At 35.3% G+C, this 13,783-nt stretch carries 14 protein-coding genes; 9 read left to right on the forward strand and 5 right to left on the reverse strand.

What is annotated here, in order from left to right:
• Window positions 1–134 precede the first annotated feature (134 nt).
• From eno to QSV08_RS09410, 9 genes are all read left to right on the forward strand, one after another.
• The gene (eno, locus tag QSV08_RS09370; protein ID WP_324028116.1) at window positions 135–1,406 is read left to right on the forward strand and encodes a phosphopyruvate hydratase; all 1,272 of its coding nucleotides are present in this window, start codon (window positions 135–137) and stop codon (window positions 1,404–1,406) included.
• A gap of 90 nt (window positions 1,407–1,496) precedes the next feature.
• Entirely contained in the window at window positions 1,497–1,949 is a 453-nt protein-coding gene (locus tag QSV08_RS09375) for a pyridoxamine 5'-phosphate oxidase family protein (RefSeq protein ID WP_324028117.1), read from the forward strand.
• A 97-nt stretch (window positions 1,950–2,046) separates the two neighbouring features.
• Window positions 2,047–2,829: a (S)-acetoin forming diacetyl reductase gene (locus tag QSV08_RS09380; protein ID WP_324028118.1), complete on the forward strand. Its 783-nt coding sequence runs from the start codon at window positions 2,047–2,049 to the stop codon at window positions 2,827–2,829.
• Window positions 2,830–3,183: 354 nt separating this feature from the next.
• Window positions 3,184–4,455 (forward strand): TolC family protein, encoded by a 1,272-nt coding sequence (locus tag QSV08_RS09385; RefSeq protein WP_324028119.1) that lies wholly within the window; start codon window positions 3,184–3,186, stop codon window positions 4,453–4,455.
• A 19-nt stretch (window positions 4,456–4,474) separates the two neighbouring features.
• Complete coding sequence (locus QSV08_RS09390; protein WP_324028120.1) at window positions 4,475–5,389, forward strand: HlyD family secretion protein; 915 nt, start codon at window positions 4,475–4,477, stop codon at window positions 5,387–5,389.
• Between the two features lie 22 nt (window positions 5,390–5,411).
• Complete coding sequence (locus QSV08_RS09395; RefSeq protein WP_324028121.1) at window positions 5,412–6,341, forward strand: ABC transporter ATP-binding protein; 930 nt, start codon at window positions 5,412–5,414, stop codon at window positions 6,339–6,341.
• Window positions 6,328–7,095 carry an ABC transporter ATP-binding protein gene (locus tag QSV08_RS09400; RefSeq protein WP_324028122.1) on the forward strand — a complete coding sequence of 256 codons (768 nt, stop codon included), beginning with the start codon at window positions 6,328–6,330 and terminating at the stop codon, window positions 7,093–7,095. The genes QSV08_RS09395 and QSV08_RS09400 overlap by 14 nt, the downstream gene beginning before the upstream one ends.
• Before the next feature lie 35 nt (window positions 7,096–7,130).
• Complete coding sequence (locus QSV08_RS09405; RefSeq protein WP_324028123.1) at window positions 7,131–8,246, forward strand: ABC transporter permease; 1,116 nt, start codon at window positions 7,131–7,133, stop codon at window positions 8,244–8,246.
• A 26-nt stretch (window positions 8,247–8,272) separates the two neighbouring features.
• Window positions 8,273–9,388 (forward strand): ABC transporter permease, encoded by a 1,116-nt coding sequence (locus tag QSV08_RS09410; RefSeq protein ID WP_324028124.1) that lies wholly within the window; start codon window positions 8,273–8,275, stop codon window positions 9,386–9,388.
• Between the two features lie 132 nt (window positions 9,389–9,520).
• Here QSV08_RS09410 and QSV08_RS09415 read toward each other — a convergent pair whose 3' ends face one another.
• Genes QSV08_RS09415 through QSV08_RS09435 form a run of 5 tightly spaced genes read right to left on the reverse strand, consistent with a single transcriptional unit; the run spans window position 9,521 to window position 13,782 of the window.
• Window positions 9,521–10,417, reverse strand: a complete 897-nt coding sequence (locus QSV08_RS09415) for a F0F1 ATP synthase subunit gamma (protein ID WP_324028125.1) — start codon at window positions 10,415–10,417, stop codon at window positions 9,521–9,523.
• Between the two features lie 18 nt (window positions 10,418–10,435).
• Window positions 10,436–11,965 (reverse strand): alternate F1F0 ATPase, F1 subunit alpha, encoded by a 1,530-nt coding sequence (locus QSV08_RS09420; RefSeq protein WP_324028126.1) that lies wholly within the window; start codon window positions 11,963–11,965, stop codon window positions 10,436–10,438.
• Window positions 11,966–11,978: 13 nt separating this feature from the next.
• Window positions 11,979–12,728, reverse strand: coding sequence for a hypothetical protein (locus QSV08_RS09425; protein ID WP_324028127.1), 750 nt, complete (start codon window positions 12,726–12,728; stop codon window positions 11,979–11,981).
• 10 nt (window positions 12,729–12,738) lie between these two features.
• A complete protein-coding gene (locus QSV08_RS09430; RefSeq protein WP_165748493.1) occupies window positions 12,739–13,005 on the reverse strand; it encodes a F0F1 ATP synthase subunit C in 267 nt (88 codons plus the stop codon).
• Window positions 13,006–13,056: 51 nt separating this feature from the next.
• Window positions 13,057–13,782 (reverse strand): F0F1 ATP synthase subunit A, encoded by a 726-nt coding sequence (locus QSV08_RS09435; RefSeq protein ID WP_324028128.1) that lies wholly within the window; start codon window positions 13,780–13,782, stop codon window positions 13,057–13,059.
• Window position 13,783: the final 1 nt, after the last annotated feature.

A 13,783-nucleotide genomic window follows, 5' to 3' on the forward strand; every position in this document is an offset into this window, starting at 1 on the left:
ATATCATTTTTGAATACCACCATACCTTCATACTCTTAAAACAATAATGGGGTAGAAATAAGCACGCTCCACTATTGATTTTAATGATTTTCTTTAATGTAAAAGGAATAATACAATATTATAAATTCAATAAAATGAATTCAAAAATTACATCTATTTCAGCTTTAGAGATATTAGACTCTCGTGGCAATCCTACTTTAAAAGCATATGTAACATTAGAAGATGGTACCAAAGCTTCTGCCTCGGTACCCTCAGGTGCATCTACTGGTCAAAATGAAGCTTTAGAATTACGTGATAATGAAAAGCGCTACCAAAGAAAAGGGGTGCAAAAAGCAGTAGATAATGTAAATACAAAAATAGCTACTGCCCTAAAAGGAATGGATGCCGTTTATCAAAAAAACATTGACTACACCATGATCGAACTAGATGGCACCGAAAATAAATCTAGGCTTGGTGCCAATGCTATTTTAGGGGTATCTATGGCAGTGGCAAAAGCGGCAGCTATATCATCTAATCTTCCTCTTTATCGATATTTGGGTGGTTCTAATACTGTACGCATACCAGTACCATGCATGAACATTCTTAATGGTGGCGAACATGCAGATAATAGTGTAGATTTTCAAGAATTTATGTTAGTACCGCATGGTGCTCCAACTTTTAAAGAAGGGCTCCGCTATGTTGCAGAAACATTTCATGTATTAAAAACAATATTAAAAGGTAAAGGTCTTGCTACCAGTGTTGGTGATGAAGGTGGGTTTGCCCCTAATTGTGCTAGCAATGAAAGTGCTATAGAATTTATTATCGAAGCAATAGAACAAGCAGGTTATCAACCTGGTATAGATTTGTCAATCGCTATTGATAGTGCTGCAAATTCTTTTTCTCCTCATTTAGATAACAAGTATGACCTTACCAAATCTGGTGCTGGTAAAATGACAACAGATGAATTAATTGACCTGTCTGGCGAATGGATTAATAAATATCCAATCATCTCTTGGGAAGACCCTCTTTCTGAAGGTGATTGGGAAGGTTTTTCAAAATTCACCAAAAAATTCGGAGATAAAATAGAAGTGGTCGGCGATGATATTTTTGTTACTAATAGAAAATATATCAGCAGAGGAATCAGTGAAAAGTCTGCCAATTCAGCGCTTATTAAATTAAACCAGATTGGGTCGGTAACAGAAACCATAGAAGCCGTACGCATGTGTCGTGAAGCAGGATGGCGCTACTTTCTCTCTCACCGATCTGGTGAAACCGAAGATACTTTTTTAGCTGATTTTGCCGTGGCAATGGATGGCGGACATTTAAAGGCTGGATCAGCATGTAGAGGAGAACGTGTAGCTAAATACAATAGACTACTTGAAATAGAGCACGAACTTAATGGTCGATCAGAATATCGCTGGAAATAGAACGTACTCTTTTACTACATAAGTAGAGACATATTATTAATAATACATAACACTAGTTATTAGAATTCATATTTATAACAAATCAGAATTATGACAGATATATCAGTTAGCGAAAGCACTAGTATTCTCAGAGAAAATTATAATGGGCATTTAGCATATATAGCAGATGGTAAACCCTACGTAATTCCCATAACCTATTTTTTCGATGCTGGAGACAATAGTATAATTAGCTATACTGCTGAAGGTCATAAAATTAATGCCATGCGAAAAAACAACGATGTTTCTGTCGTTGTAGAACAGATACAATCAATGGTAAATTGGGAATCTGCCCTTGTTCATGGAACTTTTGAAGAATTAGAAGGTAGTACTGCTAAAGAAAAGCTACATCAATTTACAGAAGGCATAAAGGCAATTATCCGAAGAAAGGAAAATAAAAATATTGAGTTTATCAATGAATTCTCAAGCAAATCTTATTCTAGAGGTACACCTATAGTTTATAAAATAAATATTGAAAAAGTTACTGGAAAACGTCGTGAGATATAGTCTGTTTTTGACATCAAACCAATAAACTTCAATATTTAATAATTCACCTATTAAGTATCTGATCAAGAAATAATAGTACTATTCTAAAAAAGTTACAATGAGTACAACATCAATTAAAGTCGCAATGATTACTGGAGGCGGACAAGGAATTGGAGAAGCCATTTGCAAAAGATTAGCAAAAGACGGATTCGCAATATCTGTAGCTGATTTGAACGAAGCTAATGCCAATAAAGTCGCCACAGCCATTAATAATGATGGCGGAAACGCAATTGCCGTTAAGGTTGATGTCGCAGACCGCGATAGTGTATTCGCTGCTGTAAAAGAAACTACAACCAAACTTGGCGGTTTTGATGTTATTGTAAACAATGCAGGCGTTGGTCCAATTACACCAATTGATTCTATAACTCCCGAACAATTCGATAACGTTTATCGAATAAATGTGGCCGGTGTGTTATGGGGAATTCAAGCTGCTCAAAAGATGTTTAAAGAATTAGGTCATGGAGGCAAAATTATAAATGCTACCTCTCAAGCAGGTGTTGTAGGTAACCCAGGCTTAGCGCTATATTGCGGAACTAAGTTTGCCATAAGGGGTATTACTCAAGTAGCTGCTCGCGATTTGGCAAAAGACGGAATAACATCGAATGCCTATGCCCCTGGTATTGTAAAAACACCTATGATGTTCGGCATAGCCCACGACGTAGGTCAGGCAGCTGGAAAATCTGACGAATGGGGAATGGAAACTTTCGCTAAAAATGTTACGCTGGGTAGATTATCAGAACCAGAAGATGTAGCCGCAGGCGTATCTTTCTTAGCAGGCCCCGATTCTAATTACATGACAGGGCAAACTTTAATTATTGATGGAGGAATGCAATTTCATTAAACTCAAGTATTAAAAAAACGGTGCACAGTTCTTAGTACATTAATGCACCTATATATTAAATATTCAACCCAACAAGTGAAGTTATTTTCATTCAGATGTTGGGTTGTTCATTTACCAAAAATTAATTCTACCCATTTTTTTTTATTAAAAAAGCGATTTTAAACAGCTATAGAAGTAAAAAATATCGAACTGCTGTTTTGTCCAAATATGATAAAAATCACCCCTTTTATTTTTTTTATGACAATCTACTGCTACATGACCTGAATCATAAAAGAGGTTGAGTCAACGTGCTAATTTTGTGTAGAATTAAGATTGTCTTCTGTAGAGACGTCACATTATAAAAGTCTATATAAAATGAAACATTGTTCTATAATTTTAATGGTTATAATGCTCTTACCAGTAAGTTGGAGCTACGCTCAAACTCTAGAATTAGACTACTGCCAAGACAGAGCTAGATCTATTAGTCCTATTAAAAAACAAGAATTATTATATGAGGCTGAAGCTACAATGAACATCAAAAATTTAAATAGCTTTAACCTTCCTCAATCACGTTTAAATGGTGAGTACAACTACCTATCAGACGTACTAAATATCGGAATTGATTTACCTGGTTTAGATATCGCAGAAATACCTCAAAGTCAATACACGCTATCCTTAGATGTATCTCAAAAAATCTATGATGGCGGTTATATAAAAAATGCCAAAAAAATGCAAAAAGCACAAATGGCTGCTAATATAAAGGGTATGGAGGTTGACTTGTTTGAGATAAAAGGAATGATAAATACCCTTTATTTCAACGCCTTAGTATATCAAGAAAATGAAAAATTACTATCAACGGTAGTTGATGAGTTGCAAAAACAACTCAAAAAATTAATGTCTTTGGTTGAAAATGGTGCTATGCTAAAAAGTAATGCCAACATTCTTAATCAACAAATTTTACGAATTCAACAACAAATTCTAGAAGTACAACTTGGGCGTAAAGCAGTAATTGATATGCTGAGTGATTGGATCGGAGAACCCATCGCCCCAGACACCGAATTTAGACTTCCATTAATAGCTGAACAAGATCTCGCACAAGATATTAATAGACCAGAACAGCAATATTTTGATTTGATGGAAGACAATCTTGAATCTCAAAAAAAGATATTGAACGCACAAGTATTACCTAATCTATCAGGTATTGCTCAGTTAGGTATTGGAAGCCCCAATCCTTTAAATTATTTTGAAGTTGATGCCACTGAATATTATATCGTTGGAGCACGATTGAAATGGAACTTTTGGGATTGGAAACAAACATCACGAAAAAAGAAAGTACTTGAAATTAACCAAGACATTCTGTCGAGCAAAAAAGAAGATTTTGAAAAGAAAATTAAAATAGCAGCTATTCGAGATCAATCTAGTATTGAAACCTACAGACAACTTATTGAAAAGGACCAAAAGATACTAGAATTACAAGAAGATATTGTTCAAAAAAGTTATTCGCAGTTTCAAAATGGTGTCATCACCTCAACAGATTATATCATAGAGATTAACAAAAGAACAGAAGCACAATTGAATCTGCAAATACACGGTATTCAAAAAATACAGTCAGAAATTAATTACCTGACCACGAAAGGAAATTTATAACAATTAAATAGATATGAAAATGAAATATTTTATAGCCCTTATCATTTTATGCTCTGCACTAACAAGTTGCTCTGGCGACAAATTATCTGACGCATATGGCAATTTTGAAGCTGACGAAGTTATTGTTGGCTCTGAAGGTCAAGGTAAAATACTTTCTTTTAATGTAAAAGAAGGAGAGCAAATACAAGCGGGTACGATTGTCGGGTACATAGACACTATGCAGTTATCGCTTAAAAAGCAACAATTGGTTGCAAGTATTAACGCCGTATCGGCACAGACCTTAGATGTACAAAGCCAATTGAATATTTATAGAGAGCAGAAAAATAATATTCTACGTGAACAACGTAGAGTAGAACATATGTTGAAAGATGAAGCTGCTACCCAAAAAGAATTGGACAATATAACTGGGAATATTGAGGTGGTAAACCGTGAGATAGAAGCAGCTCGAAAAAAATTAGAAACCAACAACAGAGGTATTCTAAGCCAAATAGAGCCTATAGAAAGACAAATAGACCAAGTAAATGACCAAATAAATAAAAGTCTAATAATGAACCCTGTGTCTGGAACGGTACTTACCAAGTATTCAGAAGAAATGGAGTTAGCGGGTTATGGAACCCCTCTATATAAAATTGCCGGGCTAGATGAAATTACACTCAAAGTTTATGTAAGTGGTGATCAACTTTCTCATATAAAAATTGGGCAAGAAGTTGAAGTATTGATCGATGACACTAAAAAGGAAAACCGTGCTCTAAAAGGAACAATAAAGTGGATAGCCTCTGAAGCTGAGTTTACACCTAAAATTGTTCAGACCAAAGACGAAAGGGTAGATATGGTGTATGCGGTTAAAGTATTAGTACAAAATGATGGTTATCTAAAAATTGGTATGCCAGGCGAAATTAACTTCATAAGTACCTCTACGGACGAGGGAAAATAAATGTAACCACTAATAGGTAAAGATGACATCAATTTCAGCAGAAAATATTGTAAAAAATTACGGTAAGGTCAATGCATTAGACGCAGTTTCTTTAAAGGTAGAAAAAGGGGAATTGTTTGGACTTATCGGGCCTGATGGTGCTGGAAAAACAAGTCTTATCAAAATTCTAGCTACCCTCTTACTGGCTAATAGCGGTAAAGCCGAAATTGAAGGTATGGATGTTGTAAAGCAGTATCAAAATATACGCCGACAAATTGGGTATATGCCTGGTAAATTTTCACTTTATCAAGATTTAACTGTTGAAGAGAATCTAAATTTCTATGCCTCGATTTTTGGAACCACGCTAGAAGAAAACTATGACCTCATCAAAGGTATTTACCAACAAATCGAACCTTTTAAAAAAAGAAGAGCAGGTAAGCTATCTGGCGGAATGAAACAAAAACTAGCGCTTTCGTGCGCTTTGATTCACAAGCCTAAAGTCTTGTTTTTAGATGAGCCTACCAGAGGTGTAGACCCGGTATCTCGACAAGAACTTTGGAATATGCTTCAAAGCTTAAAGAAAGAAAATATTACCATTTTGGTTTCTACGGCTTATATGGAAGAAGCGCTGCTTTGCGACCGAATTTCATTAATGGACCATGGCAAAATACTGGCTACCAACAGCCCAGAAGGACTCATTGCTGATTTTGAAAAACCTTTGTATGCTATACGCTCTGGCAATTCATTTAAGATCATTAAAAAACTTAAGGCTTATGAGCCTGCCAACTCTGTTTATCCCTTTGGAGATTGGGTTCATTATACAGACCAACGTGATACCATCGATCCTACAGAAATAAAATCTTATTTGGAGAATAATGACACTCCCCATATAGAAATTAAACAAATAAAAGCAAGTGTTGAAGATTGCTATATGTCACTTACTTCTAAAAACAAAAGTTATGAGCCAGCCTGAGACACCATTTAGCATTTATGTAGAAAATCTTACCAAAAAATTTAATGATTTTGTGGCCGTAGACAAAATTACATTTAATGTCAAAAAAGGAGAAATATTCGGTTTTTTGGGTGCTAACGGTGCTGGTAAGACTACCGCAATGCGAATGCTTATTGGTGTTTTAGAACCAACTAGTGGCAAAGGCGAAGTAGCAGGTTACGATATTTTCAAAAACTCTCGAAAGCTTAAAAAACATATCGGTTATATGAGTCAAAAATTCTCATTGTATGATGATTTGACCGCAAAGGAAAACATGCGTTTTTTTGGAGGAATCTACGGACTTTCAAATAAAGAAATTAAAAATCGCACTAAAGAGCTTTTGACCCATTTTAAAATGGAACATATTGAAGAAGAACGCGTAAGCTCGTTACCCCTGGGCTGGAAACAAAAATTAGCATTCTGTACTGCTTTAATGCATAAGCCCGACGTAATTTTTTTAGATGAACCAACTAGTGGTGTTGACCCTTCTATTAGAAGACAGTTTTGGGAAATGATTTATGAAACTGCAGAAGACGGTGTTACGGTATTAGTAACTACCCATAATATGGATGAAGCTGAATATTGCCACCGAATATCTATGATGGTAGCCGGACAGATGATCAAAGTAGATACGCCCCAAAATTTAAAAAATGAGTATAAACTAGAGACAATGGCAGAAGTATTTCTCCATTTAGCAAAAGGCTATGAAAAAGAACATGCGATTACCGAAAGCTAAATTGGTTTAGATCATTAAAGATATAAAAGTGCAAAATGAAAAATTTCAAAATATTTAAAGGACTTGTTCGTAAAGAGTTTCTCCATATTTTAAGAGATTGGCGTTCCTTAACAATGCTATTGGGCATCCCTATTGTTTTGGTATTACTGTTTGGTTCTGTAATGACCATGGAAATTAAAGATGCCAATATCGCTGTTGTAGATCATGCAAAAGACCACGATTCTAAAGAACTGATCAATTTAATTAGCACTTCTGAATTTTTCAAGTTGGTAAAATACCTAGATACTTCTGATGAAATTGATGAAGAATTTAAAAAAGGTACCATTCGTATGGCCTTTGTTTTTGATAAAGACTTTGGTTATAAACTACACCATGAGGGTCATGCTCAAATACAATTAATTGCCGATGGCTCCAAAATATTGACCTCCCCTAGCCTAATCTCTTATGGTAAAATTATAATCAATAAACACATCGCCAGTAAAAATCCGCCAAGTGCTGCCGGTTATTATATTATACCAACGGTGCGCATGATGTATAATAAAAATCTTAATGGTAGGTATATGACGGTACCTGGTATTATGTCAACCGTTATTTTATTAGTAGGCGCACTAATGACTTCACTTTCAATTACTAAAGAAAAAGAATTAGGAACTTTAGAACTACTATTAAGTACACCTATTAATCGTTTTCTTATAATGTTCGCGAAAATAGTGCCTTACTTAGTCACCTCGTTCATAAGCGCCTTATCTATAATTTGGGCAGCAAAATATGTATTTGAAGTACCAGTATCTGGTAGTATGGGGCTTTTGCTATTGAATACCGTTCTCTACATTCTTACAGCTCTTGCATTGGGGTTATTGATATCAACTTTCGCAAATTCACAGCTTACAGCTATGATGATTACGATGACCTTATTAATGTTACCTACTGAAGTACTGTCGGGAATGACCTTCCCTACAGACAGTTTACCCGTAGTGTTACAATGGATGGGCAAACTATTGCCTTCAACTTGGTTCAACATTATAAGTAAGGGCATATTACTTCAAGGTGCTAAAGCAGATAATCTTTTGTTTGAGACTACCATACTTGTGATAATGGTAATGGTATTTTATTTCTGGAGTGTAATACGCTTTAAACCCAGACTCCAATAACAATTAATAGTTTAAAATACAGACCAATGCGTATCATAAGATTCATTATTGTCAAAGAATTTATTCAGATTTTCAGAAATCCTCTGTTGGTACTCATTATTTTGTCTCAACCTTTTATACAAGTACTGTTATTAGGTACTGCAGGTGGTGACATTAACTATGCAAGTGTGTATGTTGTAGATGAAGATTTATCGTCTACTTCTAGAGAAATCATTTCTAAAATGGAGGGTTCAGATTTCTTTGATATTCGAGGGGCTTCTTTAACTATGGATGAAGCTTTTAAAGTAATGGAGTACAAGAACATTAATTTGATTGTACATTTTCCTCCAAATTTTGAGAAAAAACTACTTAAAGAACATAGCAGCAAAGTGCAATTGGTTACCAATGCCATTGATGCTATTACGGCTAGCCTTACCTATGCTTACTCAAGTGAAATTATAGGTGCCGTAAATAAAGATGTGGCTATAAAATGGGGCACAAAAAGCACCACCAGCAAAGCATCAACCATTAGCATTCCATATTCTTACTGGTATAACAGAGCACTTATTAGCCAATATATAATGGTACCTGCAATGTGCGTTGCCATGGTTGTTATGATTACCATTCTATTATCAGGAATGAACATTGTAAAGGAAAAAGAAATTGGCACAATGGAGCAGTTGAATGTAACCCCAATGAGAAAAACTCATTTTATAATGGGGAAAATCATTCCGGTTTGGATTATTAATATTGTACTCTTGGGTATTGGTTTAATTCTTAGTAGAGTTGTATTTCACGTACCTGTAGTAGGTAGCCTTTGGCTAGTATTCTTTTTATCTGGTGTTGTAATGTTTCTACTTTTAGCGGTGGGAGTTTTAATTTCGGTAATATCAAATACGCAACAACAAGCAATGTTTTTTACTTTTTTCATCATCATGATATTTGTGATTTTTGGTGACTTTATAACTCCTATAGATAATATGCCTGCATGGGGCAAGGCCATGGCCGAATTAAATCCTCAAGCCTATTATTCTCGTATGATTCACTTAGTTATAACTAAAGGTAGTGGCTTAAGAGATATTTTACCCGATCTCTTAAAAGTGTCTGGATTAACAGTTGCTACTTTGGCCCTTTCACTATATATCTTTAATAAAAAGGATTAAAAAATCGACAGAGTTATCCATTTGTCGTTATTATAAATAGACTATACTTAATTAACCATAAAGCTATAAATACAAGTAAAAAGGCTATCGTAAGTTACGATAGCCTTTTTATATATACTTAATACTACGTTTTTAGTATTCGTCTTTCTTTAATGCCGTAAATCCAGAAACAACATCAAAAAGTTCTTCATCAATAGAACTCTGTCTTAACCTATGATAGGTATGCCCTATCTCGTCTAACAATTCTTCAATATTTTTCTCTGCACGTTGCATAGCGTTCAACCTACTTAAATTTTCACTAGCCAATGATTCTGTACAGGTTTTATAGAGCGTAACAAAAAGATACTCTCGTATTAAACGATGTATAAGTTCATTACTATTTCCAATTACTTGAGGTTGTTTTTGGGTAGGCCATTTTAATTGAGACTTTTCTTGAATCCATTTTTCATCTAGCGGAAACAGACGTAATTTCTCTTGCTCATAAGAACCCTCATTAACCAAGTGGTTATGAAAAAGGTAGTATTCATCTATACTTCCGCTTTCTCTGTTTTTTTCAACTTGAACTAAAATTGAACCAATAAGAGAAGTAATGGCGTTAATAGAATTAGGAAGATTAAACTCCTTGGTCACCAACATCCCCATATCTTTTAATAATAAAGGTACCCGAACACCAACAGTCCAAATTTCTAATGTACCCTCATGAGTAGATAAAGAATCTTGAACATATTGCGAAAGCGCATCATTAAACTGCCCAACAAACCCTTGATCTGATCCAAAGACAATTGCGCAAATAGATTTTTCACTTTTATTAGTATTGGTGGATTTGCTATTCTGCTGATTCTCTAATCTAACGTGTTTTAAATAAGCTACTAATCCTAAAGAAACATTATTCCAATAATCACCTAAAGACTCCATTGCCATTTCATATTGACCAATATTGGCAGCAGCCATTGCCTTCATAGTACGTACTATAGAATTCAGATCTTTGGCTCCGGTAATTTGTCTTGTTAAGCTTTCTAACGAATCCATAGTTAAATATTTATGTGATTACGATGCTTGTTGAAATTCTTTGAGTGTAGCCGCTGTAGTCTTTAAAACAAGTTCTATAGCTGCATCATCTAAACCTTTATCGGTATACAAAGATTTATGAATAGCATCTGGTAAAGTGGCTATACTTTTAATAACCGCCTTTTCAGCTTTACTCATGTTTTCTATTGTAATGTCGTCAAAGAATCCGTTTGTTAATGCTAAAAGAACACCTATTTGTTCTGCAACAGATAAAGGTTGAAGTTCATTCTGCTTTAAAATTTCACGAATACGCTTACCATGCTCAATAACCTTTTTTGTTTCCTCATCTAAATGAGACCCAAACCGGGCAAAAGTTTCTAATTCTTCGAACTGTGAAAATCCTAGTTTCAAAGCGCCCGCTATTGATCGATAAGCCGACAATTGAGCTTTACCACCAACACGAGAAACAGATTTACCTACCTCAACAGCTGGTAAAATACCTAGTTCGAATTGTTTAGGCGACAAATATATTTGACCGTCGGTAATTGAAATTAAATTAGTAGGAATATATGCCGACATATTCTGCGCTTCGGTCTCTATTATAGGTAGCGCAGTCAATGAACCACCGCCGAGTGCTTCACTTAAATGAGTAGAACGTTCTAATAATCTAGAATGTATATAAAAAATATCTCCGGGGAAAGCCTCTCTACCTGGTGGTCTTTTCAATAAAAGGGATAGTTCGCGATATGCTCTGGCATGGTTTGTTAAATCGTCATATACAATGAGTACATCTTTACCCATTTCCATAAAATATTCAGCGATACTAGTAGCTGCATACGGAGCAATATATTGTAATCCAGGACTATTATTACCTTCTGTTACCATCACAACAGTATATGCCATTGCCCCATTTTCTTTTAAATCTGCAACTACCTTGGCAACCGCAGAGGCTCGTTGCCCAATAGCACAATAAATACAGATAACATCTTTGTCTTTTTGATTAACGATAGTATCTAACGCAATAGCAGTTTTACCCGTTTGGCGATCCCCTAATATTAATTCTCGTTGTCCGCGACCTATTGGTATTAGTGCATCTATAACCTTAATACCTGTTTGTAGCGGCATACTTACCCCAGAACGATCCATAATTGGCGTGGCATTTCGCTCTATAGGAAGTCTTTTATCAAAAGAGATAGCACCTTTTTCGTCCATTGGTTCTCCTAACGGACCTATTACCCTACCTATAAGGGCTTTACCCACAGGAACATCCATTACACGATTGGTGCGTTCTACTAGATCACCAGCATTTAAATCTGAATCTTCACCTAAAAGAATAGCGCCGATTTCTTCTTCTTCAATACTAAAAGCGATACCATATAAATTACCAGGAAATTTTAATAACTCCTCATAACCCACACTTGGCAAACCAGATACTTTAACCACACCGGCTGAAACACTGGTAACCCTACCAACTTCTTTTGGGGCTAATTTAAACTCGTGATTGGTTCTATTTTTCGCAAGCTCATTGAACGTATCATCTAATAAGCTTTTGTAGTCTGTTACGCCCATTTCATTATAATTTTTATTTGGTTGCTACTTCAACATCATCTTCAAACGATCCCAAATATTCTGCAACGCTCCAAGATAATTTGTAACCATTGGTTAAAATTTCAATACCACTAATCAGCTCTGGTTGTACCTTAAATTCAAAAGTACTATCGGGTTTCAACAAGCTACTTACTGTTTTTTGTATGAGAGCTTGTTGCTCCTTAGATAAAACAAAGGCGCTTTGAACTAGTATAGTTTTACCACCTTTTAGAGCTTCTGAAAATTTTGTTTTCTCATCAACTTTCAGACCATTTAATCTTTCTATAAAAACGGTAACAGTCTGGTCTTCTAAGCTAACAGATGAAAGGTCTGCCAATGTTTTTCTTGCAATGTCTAAAGCTTCGCCTTTTAACCTTTTAGCCACGTTATCATTTTTGGTAGCTTGATCTTCGGTAAATGCTTTTTCTAAACTAGTTTTAAGCTCGTTAGCTTCATCTCTAGCTGTTGCCTTTAACTTATCTGCTTCTGCTTTGGCTTCAGCAGCGGCATTCTGCATTAATACATCTTTCTCTTTATTAAAAATTTCATTTTTATGGTTGAATTCAGCCTTAGCTTGGTCTGCTTCTTTCTTCTGAGATTCAGCATCTAAAAGTTGTTTCTTAATATTCGATTCCCGTTCATCTATTGCAGCTAAAATGGGTCGATAAAGAAATTTTTTTAACAACCACATCAACACCACAAAATTGATGATTTGGGCTATTACGGTAAACCAGTCGATTTTCATATCTATAGTATTATGCGATGAAATGGTTCCAAAACGGATTGGCAAAAATTAAAATCATTGAAATCACAAAACAATAAATTGCCAATGATTCTAACATCGCCAGACCCACAAACAAAGTACGGGTTACAGTCTGACTAGCATCTGGTTGCTGTGCCATAGAACTTAAGGCAGTAGAAATAGATTTACCTTGACCAAGAGCTGGTATCATACAACCAATTCCTGTTGTTAAGCCGGCAGTAATGATTGACACCATTGCTATTATTGTAGTATTATCCATAGTAATAAATTTTATTGTTTTTAATTTAAATTTTGAAATGAGATTACCTTCTTATTTAGTTTCTGCTACTATTAAATTTTCGGTCCTATCCTTTCGCAGTGACTTCTTCTTATCTGATTCTTCAGTTGCCGCAGCGATATAAACTGTTGCTAAAATGCTAAAGATATATGCCTGTATAATTCCTGTAATTAATCCCAATACAGTCATTAACACCGGAAAAAATAACGGCGCAATACTTAATAGAATAGTAACAATTAAACCACCGCTCATAATATTACCAAACAGACGAACAGCCAATGCCAACGTACGTGATATTTCGCTAATGATATTAAAAGGTAGCATAATGAATGTTGGCTCTATAAATGTTTTCAAATATTGCAAAACACCATTCTCTGCTATACCAAAAATGGGTGTTGCCAGAAAAACACATAGCGCCAAAGCTGCCGTTGTAGATAACGAACTTGTAGGCGGTTCATAACCAGGGAAAATGATACACAAATTGGCAAAAGCAATAAAAATGAACAGCGTGCCTATAAAACCAAGAAATTTCTCTGATTTCTTTAAACCAACTTCTTTTATCTGTTGGTTCATACCCGTTACAAGCATTTCTAAAATGCACTGCCATCGCGATATTTTTAAACCTGTTTGTAGTTTTCTGGTTATCAGAACAGCTGTAAGAACCAACACCAGCATCAATACCCAAGTGGTCACCAATGTTAGATTGATGGTTATAAAACCATTCTGCCAAAATATTGTTTCGTCTGGGCTAAGTTCCATC

Source organism: Maribacter sp. BPC-D8 (assembly GCF_035207705.1).
Lineage (GTDB): Bacteria > Bacteroidota > Bacteroidia > Flavobacteriales > Flavobacteriaceae > Maribacter.

Excerpts from the sequence above, each read along its gene's own strand:
- eno (WP_324028116.1), top strand. The coding sequence starts at position 135 with ATGAATTCAAAAATTACATCTATTTCAGCTTTAGAGATATTAGACTCT.
- QSV08_RS09375 (WP_324028117.1), top strand. The coding sequence starts at position 1,497 with ATGACAGATATATCAGTTAGCGAAAGCACTAGTATTCTCAGAGAAAAT.
- QSV08_RS09380 (WP_324028118.1), top strand. The coding sequence starts at position 2,047 with ATGAGTACAACATCAATTAAAGTCGCAATGATTACTGGAGGCGGACAA.
- QSV08_RS09385 (WP_324028119.1), top strand. The coding sequence starts at position 3,184 with ATGAAACATTGTTCTATAATTTTAATGGTTATAATGCTCTTACCAGTA.
- QSV08_RS09390 (WP_324028120.1), top strand. The coding sequence starts at position 4,475 with ATGAAATATTTTATAGCCCTTATCATTTTATGCTCTGCACTAACAAGT.
- QSV08_RS09395 (WP_324028121.1), top strand. The coding sequence starts at position 5,412 with ATGACATCAATTTCAGCAGAAAATATTGTAAAAAATTACGGTAAGGTC.
- QSV08_RS09400 (WP_324028122.1), top strand. The coding sequence starts at position 6,328 with ATGAGCCAGCCTGAGACACCATTTAGCATTTATGTAGAAAATCTTACC.
- QSV08_RS09405 (WP_324028123.1), top strand. The coding sequence starts at position 7,131 with ATGAAAAATTTCAAAATATTTAAAGGACTTGTTCGTAAAGAGTTTCTC.
- QSV08_RS09410 (WP_324028124.1), top strand. The coding sequence starts at position 8,273 with ATGCGTATCATAAGATTCATTATTGTCAAAGAATTTATTCAGATTTTC.
- QSV08_RS09415 (WP_324028125.1), bottom strand. The coding sequence starts at position 10,417 with ATGGATTCGTTAGAAAGCTTAACAAGACAAATTACCGGAGCCAAAGAT.
- QSV08_RS09420 (WP_324028126.1), bottom strand. The coding sequence starts at position 11,965 with ATGGGCGTAACAGACTACAAAAGCTTATTAGATGATACGTTCAATGAG.
- QSV08_RS09425 (WP_324028127.1), bottom strand. The coding sequence starts at position 12,728 with ATGAAAATCGACTGGTTTACCGTAATAGCCCAAATCATCAATTTTGTG.
- QSV08_RS09430 (WP_165748493.1), bottom strand. The coding sequence starts at position 13,005 with ATGGATAATACTACAATAATAGCAATGGTGTCAATCATTACTGCCGGC.
- QSV08_RS09435 (WP_324028128.1), bottom strand. The coding sequence starts at position 13,782 with ATGGAACTTAGCCCAGACGAAACAATATTTTGGCAGAATGGTTTTATA.